General features: G+C 65.3%; 17 protein-coding genes. 10 read left to right on the forward strand and 7 right to left on the reverse strand.

Annotation, left to right across the window (positions count from 1 at the left end; all coding sequences use genetic code 11):
• The 4 genes from Q9246_RS00335 to Q9246_RS00350 all read left to right on the forward strand — a co-directional run bounded on the left by Q9246_RS00335 (position 1) and on the right by Q9246_RS00350 (position 2222).
• Entirely contained in the window at positions 1-252 is a 252-nt protein-coding gene (locus Q9246_RS00335) for a hypothetical protein (protein ID WP_306394553.1), read from the forward strand.
• Between the two features lie 91 nt (positions 253-343).
• Positions 344-1018 (forward strand): glutathione S-transferase, encoded by a 675-nt coding sequence (locus Q9246_RS00340; RefSeq protein WP_306394554.1) that lies wholly within the window; start codon positions 344-346, stop codon positions 1016-1018.
• A 10-nt stretch (positions 1019-1028) separates the two neighbouring features.
• Positions 1029-1805, forward strand: a complete 777-nt coding sequence (locus Q9246_RS00345; protein ID WP_306394555.1) for a 5'-3' exonuclease — start codon at positions 1029-1031, stop codon at positions 1803-1805.
• A gap of 15 nt (positions 1806-1820) precedes the next feature.
• Entirely contained in the window at positions 1821-2222 is a 402-nt protein-coding gene (locus Q9246_RS00350; protein WP_306394556.1) for an ANTAR domain-containing response regulator, read from the forward strand.
• Here Q9246_RS00350 and Q9246_RS00355 read toward each other — a convergent pair.
• Complete coding sequence (locus Q9246_RS00355) at positions 2219-2947, reverse strand: GAF domain-containing protein (protein ID WP_306394559.1); 729 nt, start codon at positions 2945-2947, stop codon at positions 2219-2221. The genes Q9246_RS00350 and Q9246_RS00355 overlap by 4 nt on opposite strands.
• 180 nt (positions 2948-3127) lie before the next feature.
• Between Q9246_RS00355 and Q9246_RS00360 the strand changes: the two genes are divergently transcribed.
• The gene (locus tag Q9246_RS00360; protein WP_306394562.1) at positions 3128-4906 is read left to right on the forward strand and encodes a sensor domain-containing phosphodiesterase; all 1779 of its coding nucleotides are present in this window, start codon (positions 3128-3130) and stop codon (positions 4904-4906) included.
• Between the two features lie 10 nt (positions 4907-4916).
• Here Q9246_RS00360 and mnmA read toward each other — a convergent pair whose 3' ends face one another.
• Positions 4917-6029, reverse strand: a complete 1113-nt coding sequence (mnmA, locus tag Q9246_RS00365) for a tRNA 2-thiouridine(34) synthase MnmA (RefSeq protein WP_306394564.1) — start codon at positions 6027-6029, stop codon at positions 4917-4919.
• Between the two features lie 17 nt (positions 6030-6046).
• Positions 6047-6529 (reverse strand): NUDIX hydrolase, encoded by a 483-nt coding sequence (locus Q9246_RS00370; RefSeq protein WP_306394566.1) that lies wholly within the window; start codon positions 6527-6529, stop codon positions 6047-6049.
• 243 nt (positions 6530-6772) lie between these two features.
• On the opposite strand from Q9246_RS00370, the gene Q9246_RS00375 reads away from it, so the two are divergent.
• The 4 genes from Q9246_RS00375 to Q9246_RS00390 all read left to right on the forward strand — a co-directional run bounded on the left by Q9246_RS00375 (position 6773) and on the right by Q9246_RS00390 (position 10805).
• Entirely contained in the window at positions 6773-7891 is a 1119-nt protein-coding gene (locus Q9246_RS00375; RefSeq protein WP_306394567.1) for a Re/Si-specific NAD(P)(+) transhydrogenase subunit alpha, read from the forward strand.
• Positions 7892-7920: 29 nt separating this feature from the next.
• Positions 7921-8244, forward strand: coding sequence for an NAD(P) transhydrogenase subunit alpha part 2 (locus Q9246_RS00380; RefSeq protein WP_306394568.1), 324 nt, complete (start codon positions 7921-7923; stop codon positions 8242-8244).
• Entirely contained in the window at positions 8241-9698 is a 1458-nt protein-coding gene (locus tag Q9246_RS00385) for an NAD(P)(+) transhydrogenase (Re/Si-specific) subunit beta (RefSeq protein WP_306394569.1), read from the forward strand. The genes Q9246_RS00380 and Q9246_RS00385 overlap by 4 nt, the downstream gene beginning before the upstream one ends.
• 108 nt (positions 9699-9806) lie before the next feature.
• A complete protein-coding gene (locus Q9246_RS00390) occupies positions 9807-10805 on the forward strand; it encodes a DUF4214 domain-containing protein (RefSeq protein WP_306394571.1) in 999 nt (332 codons plus the stop codon).
• 187 nt (positions 10806-10992) lie between these two features.
• Here the strand turns inward: Q9246_RS00390 and Q9246_RS00395 are convergent, their stop codons facing one another.
• From Q9246_RS00395 to Q9246_RS00410, 4 genes are read right to left on the reverse strand one after another with little or no spacing between them, the layout of a single operon-like run.
• The gene (locus tag Q9246_RS00395) at positions 10993-12153 is read right to left on the reverse strand and encodes an FAD-dependent monooxygenase (RefSeq protein WP_306394573.1); all 1161 of its coding nucleotides are present in this window, start codon (positions 12151-12153) and stop codon (positions 10993-10995) included.
• Positions 12150-13484: a Xaa-Pro aminopeptidase gene (gene pepP, locus Q9246_RS00400; RefSeq protein WP_306394574.1), complete on the reverse strand. Its 1335-nt coding sequence runs from the start codon at positions 13482-13484 to the stop codon at positions 12150-12152. The genes Q9246_RS00395 and pepP overlap by 4 nt, the downstream gene beginning before the upstream one ends.
• Positions 13481-14203, reverse strand: a complete 723-nt coding sequence (murU, locus tag Q9246_RS00405) for an N-acetylmuramate alpha-1-phosphate uridylyltransferase MurU (RefSeq protein ID WP_306394575.1) — start codon at positions 14201-14203, stop codon at positions 13481-13483. Before murU ends, pepP begins: the two co-directional genes overlap by 4 nt.
• Before the next feature lie 7 nt (positions 14204-14210).
• Complete coding sequence (locus Q9246_RS00410) at positions 14211-15269, reverse strand: aminoglycoside phosphotransferase family protein (protein WP_306394576.1); 1059 nt, start codon at positions 15267-15269, stop codon at positions 14211-14213.
• Between the two features lie 114 nt (positions 15270-15383).
• Between Q9246_RS00410 and Q9246_RS00415 the strand changes: the two genes are divergently transcribed.
• On the forward strand, positions 15384-17642 hold the full coding sequence (locus Q9246_RS00415) for an LPS-assembly protein LptD (protein ID WP_306394577.1): 2259 nt from the start codon (positions 15384-15386) through the stop codon (positions 17640-17642).
• The last annotated feature ends 6 nt before the right edge of the window (positions 17643-17648 follow it).

Genomic DNA, 17648 nt, shown 5'->3' on the forward strand with positions numbered 1-17648 from the left:
ATGCAAGAACTGCTTGTCGTCGTCATCGTGGCCGTCTCGGCGCTGTACCTGGGCGCGAAGTACATGTCGGCCGGCCTGCGCGCGCGCATCGTGCTGCACCTGACCCGCGGCGGCAAGCGTTCCTTCATCGCCCGCTGGCTTGACAAGTCCGGCGGCGGCGGTTGCGGCGGCGGCAGCTGCGGCAGCGGCTGCGCACCCAGGCAGCCCGACCCGCCCGGCAAGCACCGCGTGATCAAGCTGCACCAGCGCTGATCCTGCGCCACGGCCCGCGCTGCGGCGCGGGCTTGTTGGCGCATGCGCAACAGTGCTAAGCTGGCGGCCACCGTTACCTATGGATTCGCCCATGATCGTCGTCCACCACCTGAACAACTCGCGCTCGCAGCGCATCCTGTGGCTGCTGGAAGAGCTGGGCCTGGAATACGAGATCAAGCGCTACCAGCGCGACCCGAAGACCATGCTGGCCCCGCCCGAGCTGAAGGCCGTGCACCCGCTGGGCAAGTCGCCCGTCATCACGGACGGCGAGCTGGTGGTGGCCGAATCCGGCGCCATCGTCGAGTACCTGGTCGAGCGCCATGGCGACGGCCGCCTGCGGCCCGCGGCCGGCACCCCGGCGCGCCTGCGCTATACCCACTTCCTGCATTACGCCGAAGGGTCGGCGATGCCGCCGCTGCTGCTCAAGCTGGTGTTCGACAAGGTCGAGAACAGCCCGATGCCGTTCTTCGTCAAGCCGATCGCGCGCGGCATCGCGCAGAAGGTCAAGGGCAGCTTCGTGCTGCCGCAGATCGCGCTGCACCTGGGCTACCTGGAAGGCGAACTGGCCAGGCACCCCTGGTTCACGGGCGAGGAATTCACGGCGGCCGATATCCAATTGAGCTTCCCGCTGGAGGCGGCCGCTTCGCGCGGCGGGCTGGATGCGAAGTATCCGAACCTGAGCGATTTCCTGAAGCGCATCCATGCGCGGCCGGCCTACCAGCGCGCGCTCGAGCGCGGCGGCAAGTACGAGATAGGGAAGGCGTAACGGAACAGGCATGGCCAAGCTGCTCGCCATCGACGGCCTGAACATCGTGCGCCGGGTGTACGAGGCCAGTCCCGAACCGGACTCGGACCTGAAGGCCAGCATCGCGCTGCGCCACGCCTTCTCGTCGTTTCGCAACGTGCTCGAGACGCATGCGCCGACCCATGTGCTGGCCGCCTTCGACCACGGCGGAGAAAACTGGCGCCATGCGCTGTATCCGCGCTACCGCGAGGGCCGGGCGGCGATGCCGCGCGAGCTGCGCACGGCGCTGCCCGAATTCCACGAGCGCCTGCGCGCGGCCGGTCTGTGCGTGGTGTCGATCCCGGACGTCGAGGCCGACGACGTGATCGCCACCGGCGTCATGCGCTGGCTGTCGGAAGGGCGCGGCGAAGCCATCGTCGCCACCACCGACAAGGACTTGCATCCGCTGATCGCGCATGGCGCGCTGGTATGGGATCACTTCAAGAACGAATGGCATGACGATGCCTGGGTGCGCCAGCGCTTCGGCGTCGCGCCCGAGCGGCTGCACGACCTGCTGGCGCTGATGGGCGACCCGACCGACGGCGTGCCGGGCGTGTCGAAGGTGGGCATGAAGACCGCAGCGCGCCTGCTCAACGCCTACGGCGACCTGGACGCAGTGATGGCCGGCGCGGGCATCCTCAAGACGCCGCTCGGCGAGAGGCTGCGCGCCGAGCGTGAGATACTCGAGATCTCGCGCTGCCTGGTCTCGCTTAAGCTCGACGTGCGCCTCGGCGTGACCTGGAATATGCTGGCCTATGACGCTCATTGAAGGGAAAACGACGCGATGCTGAAAGCGGTCATCGTCGATGGAAACGCGGTCTCGCGCTCGATGCTGGGCACGGTGCTGGCCGACGGCAGCTACGAGGTGGTAGGCGCGACCCATACCGGCGCGCTGGGCTACGCCCTGGCGCTGAAGCACCGCCCGCACGTGATCTGCATCGCGCGCGAGCAGGTCGAGGACGGCAGCGAGGTGGTCGAGCAGCTGCGCGCCAACCTGCCCAAGACCCTGGTGTTCCTGGTCTCGGGAACGCTCGACGCCCAGGCCGTGCAGTCGGCGGCGGCGCGCGGCGTGCACGGCTTCATCGTCAAGCCGTTCAAGGCCGAGACCGTGCTGCGGACGATCCGCAATACGGTGCTGGCCTTCGTCAAGAAGCAGCAGGCGGCCAGGCCGGCCGGCGAACCCTAGGCGCGACGCCCGACTTCGTCCGAGGCGATGGCGGCCAGCTCGCGCAGGGCGCGCAGCTCGCGTTCGCGCAGGCGGCGCGGCTCGCTGTCGAGCACGCACAGCGAGCCGAGCGCCAGCCCGTTCGCCGCCAGCACCGGATAGCCGGCATAGAAGCGGATGTGCGGCGCGCCCGTCACCAGCGGGTTGCCGGCGAAGCGCGGATCGGCGTGCGCATCCTCGACCACGAATGGCCCGTCCTGCATGATCGCATGGCTGCAGAACGCCAGTTCGCGCGGCGTCTCGCGCGCCTCGACCCCGATCCGCGACTTGAACCACTGGCGCTGGCCTGAAAGCAGCGTGAGCAGAGCCATCGGGCATTCGGTCACATGGCTGGCCAGCCAGGTCACGCGGTCGAACACTTCTTCTTGCGGGGTATCCATCAGCTTCGACGCGGCCAGCGCCGCCAGGCGCCGCGCTTCGTCGATCGGTACCGGATAGGCGGGATCGGCGGTGGGCAGGAATTCGCCCGCCAGCGCAATAGTCCCTGTCGTCGACAGCGCTGCGGCATGTTGCTGCAATAGCCGCATCACCGCGCTGCGGCGAACCCGACGATGTCCGCCAGGTGTTTTCCAGGTCGGCAGCGCGTCGCTTTCCATCCAGGCCTGGGCAGTGCTCACCGCCACCCCAAGCAGATGCGCCGCTTCGCGTGTGGTGAGGATCGGGTCGTCGTGGTGAGCTGTGGTCATGGGCGTTGTACTTACTGCTGCGATCCAGGGATTTTACAGCAAGCAACAGAAAATGACGAATATGACGATAGATTTGGTGATATTTGTTGACGTGTGGAATTATTTTCGCAATACTGGATTCAGTTTCGTCAATTCCGTCATTTTTCTTGCGCGTTAGCGCCATATCTGAGCAGGCACGCCATGAATTTTCCGATCGATCCCGCGCTACTCGCTTCACCATCTCATGAAGCCGCGCGCCTTGACGCCTTGCGCCGCCTGGAACTGCTGGACACGCCGCCCAGCGAAGCGTTCGATCGCATCACGCGCATGGCGGCCCAGCTGTTCCAGCTGCCGATCGCCGCGGTATCGCTGACCGACAGCGACCGCCAATGGTTCAAGTCGAAGGTCGGGATCAACCACGACGCCATCCCGCGCCAGCTCGCGCCGTGCGCGATGGTGGCCGACACCAACGACATCCTGGTGGTGCCCGACCTGCTTGAAGATACCTATTTTCGCGACAGCGGCCTGGCCCAGGACGGAATCCGCTTCTATGCCGGCGCGCCGCTCACCACCAGCGAAGGCTACTGCCTGGGGGCGATGTGCGTGCTCGGACTCGAACCGCGCCAGGTGACGGACGACGAAAGCCAGGCCCTGAAGGACCTGGCGACGATGGTGATGGCGCAGATCGAGCTGCAGCATGCGCTGGGGCGCATCGATCCGGTCAGCGGCCTGCCCAACCGCAACCAGTTCATCGTCGACTTCAACGACATGGAACTGGCCGAAGCCCCCGGCGACATGCGCCTGGCGGCCCTGGTCAGCATGGCCAGCCCACAAGAGCTGAGCGACGCCCAGCGCGTGATGGGCGCCGGCTATCTCGACGAGATGGTGCGCGACGCGGTGCCGCAGCTGCGCCTGGCCGGCGCCGGCAAGATCTATCACGTCGGCAGCACCCAGTTCGCCTTCTTCGCGCCGCGCGGCGTCACCCTTGAAACCTTTTGCACCCAGCTGCAATCCTGGCTCGATGCGCATGCCAGCCATGGCAGGGCGCGCTTCATCACCACCACCACGGTCGGCATCGCGCCGTTCACGGTCGGCCAGACCGAGGGCCTGGACCTGCTGCGCAATATGCATGGCGCGGCCCACGACGCCCTGGCCGCGGAGCGCTGCGTGCGCGTGTTCTCGTCCGAGCACGACGCCATCCTGCAGCGCCGTTTCTGGCTGGTGAACGCCTTCGGCGCCGCGCTCGAGAGCCGCGACCAGCTGCACCTGGTATACCAGCCCAAGGTCTCCTTGCACGACGGCGCCTGCGCCAGCGTCGAGGCGCTGCTGCGCTGGAGCCACCCGGAACTGGGGGCGATCTCGCCGGGAGAGTTCATCCCGGTGATCGAGACCACCTCGCTGGCGCGCGCCACCACCGAATGGGTGCTGGGCGCCGCCATGCGCCAGATGGCGGCCTGGCGCCGCGACGGCATCGCGCTGCAGGTGGCGGTCAATGTGTCGGCGGTGAACCTGGAAGAGCCGGATTTCTGCGACCGCGTGCTCACGCTCCTGCAACGCAACGGCCTGCCGCCATCCAGTCTGGCGATCGAGCTGACCGAGAGCGCGCTGATGCGCAACCCGCGGGGGGCGCAGGCAACGCTGGAGCGGCTGGCACGGGTCGGGGTGCAACTGGCGATCGACGATTTCGGCACCGGCTACAGCAGCCTGGCCTACCTGCAAAGCCTGCCCGCCAACGTGGTCAAGATCGACCAGAGCTTCATGCGCAACCTGGACCAGGACGAGCGCCGGCGCGCGCTGGTGGGGACGATGATCAAGCTGTCGCACGACCTGGGCCACAAGGTGGTGGCCGAAGGCGTGGAGACGGTGGAAGTGGAAGAATTCTTGCGCGCGGCGGGCTGCGACGAGGTGCAGGGTTACCTGCACGCGCGCCCGCTGGCGCCGAACGCGCTGGCCGAATGGCTGGCCGCGCGCGCTTGCTGAGGCTGGACGCCTAGACGACGCCCGAGCGGGCGTCGATGATGCCGCCGCCCAGGCAGACGTCGCCGTCGTACAGCACGGCCGACTGGCCCGGGGTGACGGCCCATTGCGGGTCCGTGAAATCGAGGGCGAACCGCTTGTCTCCTTCGGCCTGCACGGTGCAGGCCACGTCGGCCTGGCGGTAGCGGGTCTTGGCCGACAATGCGCGCGAATCTGGCGCTTCGCCCGCGATCCAGCTGGCCTGGCCGGCTTCCAGGCGCTTCGACAGCAGCCAGGGATGGTCGTGGCCCTGCACGATGGACAGCGTATTGGCCTCGATGTCCTTGCGCGCCACGAACCACGGCTCGCTGGTGCCGTCCGCGTTCTTGCGCGACTTGAGGCCGCCGATGCCGATGCCCTTGCGCTGGCCCAGCGTGTAGAACGACAGGCCGACGTGCTCGCCGACCTTGCTGCCGTCGTCGAGCAGGATCGGGCCCGGTTTATAGGACAGGTAGCGGTTCAGGAAGTCGCGGAACGGGCGCTCGCCGATGAAGCAGATGCCGGTCGAGTCCTTCTTGGCGGCGTTCGGCAATTTCAGCTTCTCGGCGATCTTGCGTACTTCGGTCTTGGGGATCTCGCCCAGCGGGAACAGCGACTTCGAGAGCTGCGCCTGGTTCAGGCGGTGCAAAAAGTAGCTCTGGTCCTTGGTGGCGTCGAAGGCCTTCAGCAGCTCGAACTTGCCGTTGCCCGTGTTCTGGCGCACGCGCGCATAGTGGCCGGTCGCGATCAGGTCGGCGCCCAGCTTCATCGCATGGTCGAGGAAGGCCTTGAACTTGATCTCGGCGTTGCACAGCACGTCGGGATTCGGCGTGCGGCCGGCCTGGTATTCGCGCAGGAACTCGGCGAACACGCGGTCCTTGTATTCGGAGGCGAAGTTGACCGCCTCGATGTCGACGCCGACCACGTCGGCCACGCTGGCCGCGTCGATCCAGTCCTGGCGCGTCGAGCAGTATTCGGAGTCGTCGTCGTCTTCCCAGTTCTTCATGAACAGGCCGACGACGTCATAGCCTTGTTCCTTCAGCATCCACGCCGCGACCGAGGAGTCGACTCCGCCCGACATCCCGATCACGACTTTTTTCTTGCTCATGGTACGTCCGTAATGAATTAGATCCCGCCCTCGAAGACCGAGGGGTGGGTGTGCAGCAGGGACAGGGGAGTGCGCTGGCCGGCCAGGTAGTCGTCCACGCACTTGAGCACGATCGGGCTGCGGTGCTGGTCGACGGTGGCGGCGATCTCGTCGCGCGTCATCCACAGGGTGCGCAGGATGCCTTCATCGAGCGGCTGGTCGAACTTGCGGCCGACGCTGCCGGCGAAGGTGAAGCGCAGGTAGGTGACGTCGGCATTGCGCGACTTCGAGTGGTAGCGCGACATGTACATGCCCACCAGCGTGTGCGGGATGAACTCGTGGGCGGTTTCCTCGAGCGCTTCGCGCACGACCGCCTGCTCCAGCGATTCGTGCGGGTCGAGATGGCCGGCGGGCTGGTTCAGCTTGACGCCCTCGCTCGTCTCTTCCTCGATCAGCAGGAAACGGCCCTCGTGCTCGATGATCGCAGCCACGGTAACCGATGGTTTGAAGATGTCGCTCATGCCTGTCCTTGAAAATGAGCCGGTATTCTACCTCGGGCCGGGGCTGCTCTGCTCAGCCTTGCCCCGCCTTCGGTGCTTGCCTGTCGTTAATTGGACTTGATCTGTCGCAAAAATGCTGGCAAATCGTCTTTGCAGCATGCGTTTCGTCAGGAGGATTGCAAATTCATTAAAAGCAGGCGACTATTAGGGAAATTGCCGTAAAGACAGGTTGTGCACTCGAGTATTCCAACGTACGGAGGTGTTATGAGGATAGGCATACCGGCCGAGACCAGGCCGGGCGAGACCCGCGTTGCAGCAACTCCCGAAACCGTCAAGAAGCTGGCCGCCAGGCACCAGGTGCTGGTGCAGGCCGGCGCCGGCCTGCACGCGGCGGCGCCCGATGGCGCTTATGAAGCGGCCGGCGCCAGCATCGTCGATGCCGCCGCCGCTTTTGATTGCGACATGGTCCTCAAGGTGCGCAGTCCCGACGCCACCGAGCGCGGCCTGATGCGGCGCGACGCGGTGCTGGTCGGGATGCTCGACCCCTTCGACGCCGACAATCTCGCCGCGCTGGCCGCGAGCGGCCTCACCGCCTTCGCGCTCGAAGCGGCGCCGCGCATCACGCGCGCGCAGTCGCTCGACGTGCTGTCGTCGCAGGCGAACATCGCCGGCTACAAGGCCATCCTCCTGGCCGCCAATACCTACGGGCGCTTCATGCCGATGCTGATGACGGCGGCCGGCACGGTCAAGGCGGCGCGCGTCCTGATCATGGGTGTGGGCGTGGCGGGCCTGCAGGCGATCGCCACCGCCAAGCGCCTGGGCGCCGTGATCGAGGCGTCCGACGTGCGCCCGCCGGTCAAGGAGCAGGTGGAGTCGCTCGGCGCGAAGTTCATCGACGTGCCGTATCTCACCGACGAAGAGCGCGAGATCGCCCAGGGCAGCGGCGGCTATGCGCGCCCGATGCCGGCCGACTGGATGCGGCGCCAGGCCGAACTGGTGCACGAGCGCGCGAAACTGGCCGACATCGTCGTCACTACCGCCCTGATCCCGGGCCGCAAGGCGCCAGTGCTGATCGGCGAAGAGACGGTGCGCGCGATGAAGCCGGGCTCCGTGATCGTCGACATGGCGATCGCCCAGGGCGGCAACTGCCCGCTGACGGAGCTTGGCAAGACGGTGGTCAAGCATGGGGTGCACATCATCGGCGAGCCGAATCTGGCGGCGCTGGTCGCGGCCGATGCGTCGGCCCTGTATGCGCGCAATGTGCTCGATTTCCTCAAGCTGGTGTTCGACAAGGACGACCGCTTCTTCATCGACCGCGAGGACGAGATCGTGACCGCGACCCTGGTGTGCGCGGGCGGGGAAGTGCTGCGCAAACAAGCTTGACCAGGTTGGAACCCGACAGGAGACTAGGCATGGACATCAGCCACACCATCATCAACCTGATCATCTTCGTGCTGGCGATCTACGTCGGCTACCACGTGGTCTGGACCGTCACTCCCGCGCTGCACACGCCCCTGATGGCGGTGACCAATGCGATTTCCGCGATCGTGATCGTCGGCGCCATGCTGGCCGCCGGCCTGACCGAGGGCCTGGCCGGGCGCCTGGCCGGCACGGTCGCGGTGGCGCTGGCGGCGGTGAACGTGTTCGGCGGCTTCCTGGTCACCCAGCGCATGCTGGAGATGTTCAAGAAGAAGGAACCGAAGGCGGCGTCGAAAGAGAAGGAGGGGCAGGCATGAACGCCATCAGCATGAACCTCGTCACCCTGTTCTACCTGGTCGCCTCGGTATGCTTCATCCAGGCGCTCAAGGGCCTGTCGTCGCCATCGACCGCGCGCATCGGTAATGCCTTCGGCATGGCCGGGATGGCGATCGCGGTGGTGACCACGGTGGCGCTGATGCTCAAGCTGCAGGCGACGCTGGGGCAGGGCGGCGGTTCGGGCTTCGGCCTGGTGCTGCTGGGCGTGGCGGTCGGCGGCGCGATCGGCGCCTATGCCGCGAAAAAGGTCGAGATGACCAAGATGCCCGAACTGGTGGCGGCCATGCACTCGCTGATCGGCCTGGCGGCCGTGTGCATCGCGATCGCGGCCGTGTCCGAGCCGTGGGCCTTCAATATCGCCACGCGCGAGACACCGCTGCCGTTCGGGAACCGGCTGGAGCTGTTCATCGGCACCTTCGTGGGCGCGGTGACTTTTTCGGGCTCCGTGATCGCCTTCGGCAAGCTGTCGGGCAAGTACAGGTTCCGCCTGTTCCAGGGCGCCCCCGTACGCTTCGCCGGCCAGCACATCCTGAACCTGGCGCTGGCGATCGCGATCGTCGTGCTGGGCCTGATGTTCTGCTTCGCCGATGGCGTGGCCCCTGCGTGGACGCCATTCATCGCGATGGCGGCGCTGGCCTTCGTGCTGGGCGTGCTGATCATCATCCCGATCGGCGGCGCCGACATGCCGGTGGTGGTCTCGATGCTGAACTCCTACTCCGGCTGGGCGGCGGCCGGCATCGGCTTCTCGCTGAACAACTCGATGCTGATCATCGCCGGCTCACTGGTCGGCTCGAGCGGCGCGATCCTGTCGTACATCATGTGCAAGGCGATGAACCGCTCGTTCTTCAACGTGATCCTGGGCGGCTTCGGCGGCGAGGCCTCCGCGGACGACGGCGGCGCGAAAGAGCAGCGCCCGGTCAAGTCCGGCTCGGCCGAGGATGCCGCCTTCATCCTGCAAAACGCCGAATCGGTCATCATCGTCCCCGGCTACGGCCTGGCAGTCGCCCGCGCCCAGCACACGGTCAAGGAGCTGGTCGACAAGCTCACCGAACACGGCGTGACAGTGCGCTACGCAATCCACCCGGTAGCCGGCCGCATGCCCGGCCACATGAACGTCTTGCTGGCCGAAGCCGAAGTCCCCTATGACCAGGTGGCCGAAATGGAAGACATCAATGGCGATTTCGGCCAAACGGACGTCGTCCTGATCCTTGGCGCCAACGACGTGGTGAACCCCGCTGCGAAAGATCCCAGGTCGCCAATTGCCGGCATGCCGATCCTGGAGGCCTACCGCGCGAAAAGCATCATCGTCAACAAACGCTCGATGGCCTCCGGCTACGCCGGCCTCGACAACGACCTGTTCTACCAGCCCAACACGATGATGGTCTTCGGCGACGCCAAGAAAGTCATCGAATCGATGGTCAAGGCTGTCGAATAGGCCGTCAATGGCCCTTAAAATAGAAAGGTAAGCCAGATAGAATATAATCTGAGCAATAAACGTCGGGTGTTCTGACGTCCATCAGACTTATATAAGGTCATCGCACCAATGGCTACCTTTATCTCTCATACATCGAATCCCTACGCAAATTCGATGGAGAGCGCGTATGCAGTTGGCAGGATCCATCAAATCGTCAAATCGCCGACACAGATCACCGTCATATCGTCCGAACCTGATTCAACGGAACTCAATCGACTAGACTATTTTGGTACTTTTACCTATTCCGGGAATATGGTTGGCGGGACCCTGAACTCCTTTGTTCGCACAGATTCGGATGGGACAGTGCGATATACAGTGAAGGACTTGTCACTGGATGCTTCGAGTGTATCGGCACTCATGCTGTCCGGTACGGACTATCAGCTGTTTCCGATTGCCTTTGCCGGCGACGATGTACTTGTCAGTAAAGAGTGGAGCCACCTGCTTGGGTATGACGGAAATGATACGTTTATTGCGAAACACTTGTACTATCTTTCATTCGATGGAGGTAACGGTATCGATACCGTCATCTTCGAAGAAACTCGTGGTAGTGTGAATCTAACAACAAATAACTATCTTTATCAGAACCTGACCGAATACCCCGAATTGTACGTCAACACAGGCGGTACGAGCGTCCATCTCAAGGACGTCGAGCGACTTCAATTCGCCGACGTCGCGCTGGCGCTGGATATTTCGGGTATCGCCGGCCAGGCATATCGATTGTATCGCGCCGCGTTCGATCGCGCGCCTGACCGCGATGGGCTGGGTTTCTGGATTGATGTAATGGATCACGGCGTGACACTCGATATGGTTGCTGCCGGGTTTATCGATTCGCCAGAATTTAACGACATGATTAGCGGGAATTTGGCAAACGATGTAATCCTGACTACCTTCTACAAGAACGTTCTGCATCGCGAACCAGATCAAGCTGGTTTTGACTTTTGGATGAATGCCCTGAGCAATGGTTTGGGTGTGGATCAATTGCTCGTCTACTTCAGTGAAAGCGACGAGAACAGGGCGCAGGTCATCGGCTCGATTCAGAATGGTATCGAATATCATCCCTATGAATAGTCAAGGCTCAGTCCGTTAATTGCGGTCAGAGTCTAATGCCGTTAAGTTAAGAGTAGCCACCACGTCGTTACCTCCAGTGGAGGTGACGACGGCTTTTACGCTAACTTAACGGCATTACGGTCAGAGTCCAATCAGCCATTTTCCGCCAAAGTTTTTAGAGAATTCGACTGACCCTAATCGGGTGAGGTTAGCGGCGGCCGAACATCATCAGGTCGGCGAGGAGGGTGCGGGCGGGTTTGGTCAGGTCGAGGGTGGCCAGGCCGAGGCCGAGCAGCGATTGCAGGGGGCCGGTGCCGGTGAAGGCGCGGGCCATCGTGTCGGTCAACGTGATCGTGAGTTTGCGGTCTTCGGCGCGGTCTTCCAGGAAGCGGGCGACCGCGGCCGGCGTGGCGCCGCGCGCCAGGTGGCGGGCCAGGACGGCGGCGTCGCGCAGGCCCAGGTTCAGGCCCTGGCCGGCGACCGGGTGCAGGGTCTGCGCGGCGTTGCCGATCGCGACCGTGCGGGCGGTGGCGCGCGCTTCGGCGTTCAGGCCCAAGGGGAAGGAAACGCGCGGGGATACTTTCGTGAAATTGCCCAAGCGGGTGCCGAAGGCGTCGGCCAACTGATTCAGGAAGGTGGCGTCGTCGAGGGTCAGGATGCCGCCTGCTCGGCTGGGGTGGACGCACCAGACCAGGGCGTACTGGTGGCCGTCGGGGGCATCTTCGGGCAGCAGGGCCAGCGGGCCCTCGTCGGTGAAGCGTTCGAAGGCGCGGTGTGCAATCGGTGCGTCGGTCGTCACGCGCGCGATCACGGCGGTTTGTTCGTAGTCGCGGCTGCGCGCGCGGTTGTCCTGCTGGCCGAAGACGCCGCCCTCGGCCTGGATCGCCACCTGGGCGCGTATCGTGCGGCCGTCGTCCAGCGTCAGGTGCGCGCCGTCGGGCTGTTCGTCCAGGGTTTGCACGCGCGCGGGGCGCAGCACGGCGATGCCGGCGGCTTCGCAGCGCCGCGCCAGGGCGTCGACCACGGCGCCGTAGCGCGTCACGTAGCCCAGGGCCTCGACGTCGTGGTCGCGGCGGTCCATCAGGCTGCGGCCCAGTTGGCCGCGGCGCGAGACGTGGATCTGGTGGATCGCGGTGGCCGGCAGCGGCCAGGCGCCGACTTCGTCCAGCAACTGCACGCTGCCCCAGGATAGCGCGATCGAGCGCGGGTCCGAGATCGCCTGGCCCAGCGACTTGCCGTCGATTAGGGCAATGCGCCCGCCCGGCACGCCGCGCCGCACCAGGAAACTGGCCAGCGCCAGGCCCACCGGGCCGGCGCCGCAAATCGCTACGTCGAAGTCGAGTTCCTGCTCGTGTTCATGTCCCGTCATCGTGATTCCTGCATCAAGGCTTCGATTTCCGCCACGTCCTTTGGCGCGTCCCCGGTCAGCACGCGGCAGCCGGCGTCGGTCACGACCACGTCGTCCTCGATCCGGATGCCGATGTCCCAGAACCGCTCCGGCACGCCCTCGCCGGGACGTACATAGATGCCCGGCTCCACCGTCAGCGCCATCCCCGGCAGCAGGGCGCGCGAGGGTTTGTCGGGCAGGGTCAGGTCACGGTAGGCGCCGACATCGTGCACGTCCATGCCCAGCCAGTGGCCGGTGCCGTGCATGTAGAACTGCGCATAGGCGCGCGCTGCGATCGCATCGTCGGGCGAGCCGACCTTGTCCCTGTCCAGCAGGCCGAGATCGAACATGCCTTCGGTCAGCACCCGCACCGCCGCATCGTGGATCGCGCTGTACGGCCGGCCCGGTTCGACGGCGGCAATCGCCGCGGCCTGCGCGCGCAGCACCAATTCGTACAAGGTGCGCTGCGGATCGGTGAAGCGCCCGTTGGCCGGCCAGGTGCGCGTGATGTCGGCCGCATAGCCATCGAACTCGCAGCCGGCGTCGACCAGCACCAGTTCGCCGTCGAGTACCTGCCGGTTATTGGCGCTGTAGTGCAGCACGCAGGCATTCGCGCCGGCGGCCACGATCGAGGGATAGGCCGGGAACTGGGCGCCGTTGCGGCGAAACTCGTGCAGCAGCTCGGCCTCGATCTCGTACTCGAACATGCCGGGCCGGGTGGCGCGCATCGCGCGCGCATGCGCCTGGCCCGAGATCAGGCCGGCGCGCGCCATCAGCGCGATCTCGTAGTCGTCCTTCAGCAGCCGCATCTCGTCCAGCATGCCCAGCAGGTGATGGGTCGTCTGCGGTGCGGCCACACCCGTGCGGGCCCGCGCGCGCACGGCCTTCAGCCAGCCGGCCACCTGGGCGTCGCGCGCCGCGTTAACGCCCAGCGGGTAGTACAGCGCCGGCGCATCGGCCAGGATGTCGGCCATGCGCGCATCGAGTTCGCCGATCGGCCACGCCTCGTCGAAGCCAAAAGCCTGGCGCGCCGCGTCGGGACCGAAGCGGAAGCCTTCCCATATCTCGCGCTCGACGTTCTTCTCGCGGCAGAACAGGATGGAACGCGCCGCCTGCTCGCCCCGCGCCGCCACCAGCACCAGAAAGCTCTCCGGCTCGGTGTACCCGCTCAGGTAATAGAAATGGCTGTCGTGGCGGTAGGGATAGTCGCTGTCGCCATTGCGCAGCACTTCCGGCGCGGTGCCCAGCACGGCCACCGCGCCCGGCTGCATCCGCGCCAGCAGGCGCGCGCGCCGCCCGGCATAAGGCATCATGAAGCCGTCTTGGCCGCCCGCAGCGGCGCGTTCAGTTCTTCCAGCTGGCCCACGGTGCCGACATTGACCCACTGGCCCTGGTAGATCTCGCCGCCGACGCGGCCCTGCTCGATGAACTTGCGCATCAGCGGCCCGAACTTGAGGAATTCGCCGGCCTGGATCCCGTCGAACATCTCGGCGCGATACACGCCGATGCCGGCGAAGTTCCACTTCGTGGGTCCGTCGTTCTTGAGCGTATACATGTCGAGCGCGAAGTCGCCCTCGGGGTTGTGCCACGGGTTCGGCGTCAGCCACAGCCAGGCGATGTCGCGTTTATCCACCGGGTAGGGAATGCCCACTGCATCTTCATCTTTCAGCGCATCCAACGCCGCCGAGAAATCGAAGTAGGGCGCATAGATGTCGCCCGACACCGCCAGGAACGGCTCGTCGCCCAGCAGGTGCAGTGCATTGGCGATGCCTCCCGCCGTCTCGAGCGGAGTCGGCTCGTGCGAGTACACGATGCGCGCGCCATAACGGCTGCCGTCGCCCAGCTCGTCCTCGATCATGTGCCCGAGGTGGGAGTGGTTGATGACGATGTCCGTGATCCCGGCGCGCACCAGGTTCAGCACATGCCAGGTAATCAGTGGCCGCCCGCGCACTTTCAGCAGCGGCTTGGGGCAGTGGTCGGTCAGTGGCCGCATGCGCTCGCCGCGGCCGGCGGCGAAAATCATCGCTTTCATGCGCGCCTCAGAAGGTGTAGCCGACTTGCGGCGCCTTGTTGTCGAGGGCGTCGAGCAGGCGCAGCAGCGGCTTGAGTTCGGTGTAGCGGTTGGCCGTCTTGCGCACGTAGTCGAGCACCGTCGGCAGGTCGCCCATGTAGTGGCCTTTGCCGTCGCGGTAGTTCAGGCGGCAGAAGATGCCGAGGATCTTCAGGTGGCGCTGCAGGGCCATGAATTCGAAGTCGCGGTAGAAGGCGTCGATGTCCGGGTTCACTGGCAGGCCGGCCTGCTTGGCGCTCTGCCAGTAGCGCACCACCCAGTCCAGCACGATCTCTTCGTCCCACTGGATGTAGGCGTCGCGCAGCAGCGACGCCAGGTCGTAGGTCACGGGCCCATACACGGCGTCCTGGAAATCGAGCACGCCCGGGTTGCCCTGGTCGAGGAACATCAGGTTACGCGAATGGAAATCGCGGTGCATGAACACCTGCTGCTGCGCCAGCACATTGGCGACGATCGCCTCGAACACTTTATCGAGCGTGGCCTGCTGCTTGTCGTCGAGCGTCACGCCCAGGTGCCGGTTCAGGTACCACTCCGGGAAGATGTTCAGCTCGCGCAGCACGAAGGCGCGGTCGAACTCGGGCAGGACGCCCGGCTGGCTGGCCATCTGGAACTTGAGCAGGGCGTCGACCGCGTCCGAATACATGAAGGCGGCGTTGTCGCTATCGAGGCGCGCGAGATAGGTCGTGTTACCCAGGTCGCCCAGCAGCAGGAAGCCCTGTTCGACATTGCGCGCGGCGATCGCCGGCACGGTCACGCCGGCATCGAACAGCAGGCCCTGCACGTGGATGAACGCCGGCACGTTCTCGCGCTCCGGCGGCGCATCCATCGCCACCAGGGTGGCGCCGAGTTTATCTTGCATGGCCGGCACGACGTCGTAGCGGAAGTAGCGGCGGAAGCTCGCATCGGCCGATGCAGGACGGCCGGTGCCGACGTCCACCAGGCCGGTCGACGCCAGCCATTCGTTCAGTAGCGCCAGGCGCGCATCGGTGTTGATGGAAGTGGAAGAATTTTGATACAAGGATGACATGAAGCGGCCTGACGAATCCGGTTGGTTGAGCTAATTCCCATATAATAAGGGATTCATTCTAAAAAAACCGCCCTTTATGGTGCATGTCCGAATTTCCATGAGCTGCGATTTTCCATGAGCTGGTCGTCACGCCAACCTTTCCCACCGCGTCAGGTGCTCGCGCTCTATGCACTGGTTTCCGCCACCGCGGCGCCGGCATTCGCCCAGGGTGTTCCCGCTGCGCCACAAGCTGAAAACGAGCTTCCCGTCACCATCCAGGCCGAGGAGATCGGCGGCCGCCCCGACCGCCGGCTCGACCTGAACCGCAACGTCGAGATCACGCGCGGCCAGAGCGGCATCACCGCCGATACCGCCTGCTACCTGCGGGTCGAAGACGAAGTAACGGCCACCGGCAACGTGAACATGTGGCGCTTCGGCGACCGCTACAAGGGCGACGAGCTGCAGCTGAACCTGGAAACCGGCAAGGGCTACCTGCTCAAGCCCACCTACTTCCTGGCCGACAGCAATGGCCAGGGCGAGGCCGACCGCATCGACTTTTTGGGCGAGCAGCAGGCGGTGGTGCGCAACGGCACCTACAGCACCTGCGAGGGCCCGGATCCCGACTGGTACCTCAAGTCGAGCACCCTGCGCCTGGACAGCGGCCGCGACGTCGGCACCGCCGGCAAGACCATCATCTATTTCAAGGACGTGCCCATCATCGGCACCCCGGCGATGTCGTTCTCGCTGTCCGGCCAGCGCCGCTCCGGCTGGCTGCCGCCCACCGTGGGCTTCGGCTCGCAGGGCAAGGCCGAGATCATGGTGCCGTACTACGTCAACATCGCCCCCAACCGCGACCTGACGCTCTACCCGCGCATGATGTTCGACCGCGGCTTCCAGATGGGCGCCACCGGCCGCTACCTGGGCAGCACCTACCAGGGCGAGACCCACGTCGAGGTCCTGCCGGGCGACCGCAAGACGGATACCACGCGCTGGCGCGTCGACTCGCTGCACAGCCAGGCCATCAGGCCGAACTGGTCGTACGGCTGGAACCTGCACGGCGCCTCGGATGACGAATACCCGTCCGACTTCTCGCGCAACGTCTCGGCCAGCGCCGAGCGCCAGCTGCTGCGCGAAGTGCGCACCGACCTGTATGGCCAGTTCTGGACCCTCTCCGCGCGCGCCCAGAACTACCAGGTGCTGCAAGACCCGGCCGCCGATACCGACCCGAACCTGAGGGTGCCGCGCCCCTACGACCGCCTGCCGCAGATTAACTTCCGCGCCGCGCGCTACGACGTGGCCGGTTTCGACTGGTCGATCGACGCCGAGGCGACCCGCTTCGACCATCCCGACGACGTCGGCGGCAGCCGCGCCGTGATCCAGGGCCAGGTCAGCTATCCGATCGTGCGTCCGGGCTGGTTCGTCACGCCCAAGCTGATGTACAACGCGGCCCAGTACGATCTCGAGAAACACCCGAGCCGGGTCGACATGCCCACCAATATCTCGCGCACGATCCCGACCTTCTCGATCGACAGCGGGCTGGTGTTCGAGCGCAAGGCCTCGCTGTTCGGCGGCGGCACCACCCAGACCCTCGAGCCGCGCCTGTTCTACGTCTACACCCCGTACGAAAACCAGGACGACGTGCCGCTGTTCGACAGCGGCCGCTCCGGTTTCAACTACGCCCAGCTGTTCTCCGAAAATCGCTACGTCGGCCTGGACCGGGTGTCCGACGCCAACCAGGTGACGGCGGCCCTGGTATCGCGCTTCATCCAGGAAGACGGCGCCGAGCGCCTGCGGCTGGCCTTCGGCCAGCGCCAGTACCTCAAGCAGCCGCGCGTGGGCCTCTACCGCAACGAACCGCCACACCAGAGCCGTTCCGACATGCTGCTCGCGGCCTCCGGCACCATTTCCGAGTCCTGGACCTTCGATAGCGGCGTACAATACGATGCCAGCGGAAGTAGTTTGTACAGCTCGAATGTGGGTGTACAGTGGCGTCCGGGGCAGATGAAGGTGTTGAACGCCGAATACCGTTATCAGCGTGACAGCTTCCGCAACATCGACCTGTCGGCGCAGTGGCCGATCGGCCGCCGCTGGTATGGCGTGGGCCGGGTCAGCTACGCGCTGCGCTCGTATGGCGTGGGGCAGCCAGCCAATCTACCGGCTGGCGGCGGCAAGCTGATCGAAAGCCTGGTCGGTCTCGAATACAAGGCCGACTGCTGGGTGTTCCGGATGGGGGCGCAGCGCTTCGTGACCGCGGCGCGCGAGGCCTCGACACCGATCTTCTTCCAGCTCGAGCTCAATGGCTTGTCGCGCCTGGGCCTGGGCAACCCGCTCGAGTCGTTCAACAAGAGCATCCCGGGCTATACGCGACTGAATACCGGAATCGGACGGCCATAAGCCAGC

This window comes from Telluria beijingensis (assembly GCF_030770395.1).
In the GTDB taxonomy this organism is placed as follows: Bacteria; Pseudomonadota; Gammaproteobacteria; order Burkholderiales; family Burkholderiaceae_D; genus Telluria; species Telluria beijingensis.

What these genes read in the sequence shown, in the direction of transcription:
- Q9246_RS00335 (WP_306394553.1), top strand. Translation starts at nt 1, where the DNA reads ATGCAAGAACTGCTTGTCGTCGTCATCGTGGCCGTCTCGGCGCTGTAC.
- Q9246_RS00340 (WP_306394554.1), top strand. Translation starts at nt 344, where the DNA reads ATGATCGTCGTCCACCACCTGAACAACTCGCGCTCGCAGCGCATCCTG.
- Q9246_RS00345 (WP_306394555.1), top strand. Translation starts at nt 1,029, where the DNA reads ATGGCCAAGCTGCTCGCCATCGACGGCCTGAACATCGTGCGCCGGGTG.
- Q9246_RS00350 (WP_306394556.1), top strand. Translation starts at nt 1,821, where the DNA reads ATGCTGAAAGCGGTCATCGTCGATGGAAACGCGGTCTCGCGCTCGATG.
- Q9246_RS00355 (WP_306394559.1), bottom strand. Translation starts at nt 2,947, where the DNA reads ATGACCACAGCTCACCACGACGACCCGATCCTCACCACACGCGAAGCG.
- Q9246_RS00360 (WP_306394562.1), top strand. Translation starts at nt 3,128, where the DNA reads ATGAATTTTCCGATCGATCCCGCGCTACTCGCTTCACCATCTCATGAA.
- mnmA (WP_306394564.1), bottom strand. Translation starts at nt 6,029, where the DNA reads ATGAGCAAGAAAAAAGTCGTGATCGGGATGTCGGGCGGAGTCGACTCC.
- Q9246_RS00370 (WP_306394566.1), bottom strand. Translation starts at nt 6,529, where the DNA reads ATGAGCGACATCTTCAAACCATCGGTTACCGTGGCTGCGATCATCGAG.
- Q9246_RS00375 (WP_306394567.1), top strand. Translation starts at nt 6,773, where the DNA reads ATGAGGATAGGCATACCGGCCGAGACCAGGCCGGGCGAGACCCGCGTT.
- Q9246_RS00380 (WP_306394568.1), top strand. Translation starts at nt 7,921, where the DNA reads ATGGACATCAGCCACACCATCATCAACCTGATCATCTTCGTGCTGGCG.
- Q9246_RS00385 (WP_306394569.1), top strand. Translation starts at nt 8,241, where the DNA reads ATGAACGCCATCAGCATGAACCTCGTCACCCTGTTCTACCTGGTCGCC.
- Q9246_RS00390 (WP_306394571.1), top strand. Translation starts at nt 9,807, where the DNA reads ATGGCTACCTTTATCTCTCATACATCGAATCCCTACGCAAATTCGATG.
- Q9246_RS00395 (WP_306394573.1), bottom strand. Translation starts at nt 12,153, where the DNA reads ATGACGGGACATGAACACGAGCAGGAACTCGACTTCGACGTAGCGATT.
- pepP (WP_306394574.1), bottom strand. Translation starts at nt 13,484, where the DNA reads ATGATGCCTTATGCCGGGCGGCGCGCGCGCCTGCTGGCGCGGATGCAG.
- murU (WP_306394575.1), bottom strand. Translation starts at nt 14,203, where the DNA reads ATGAAAGCGATGATTTTCGCCGCCGGCCGCGGCGAGCGCATGCGGCCA.
- Q9246_RS00410 (WP_306394576.1), bottom strand. Translation starts at nt 15,269, where the DNA reads ATGTCATCCTTGTATCAAAATTCTTCCACTTCCATCAACACCGATGCG.
- Q9246_RS00415 (WP_306394577.1), top strand. Translation starts at nt 15,384, where the DNA reads ATGAGCTGGTCGTCACGCCAACCTTTCCCACCGCGTCAGGTGCTCGCG.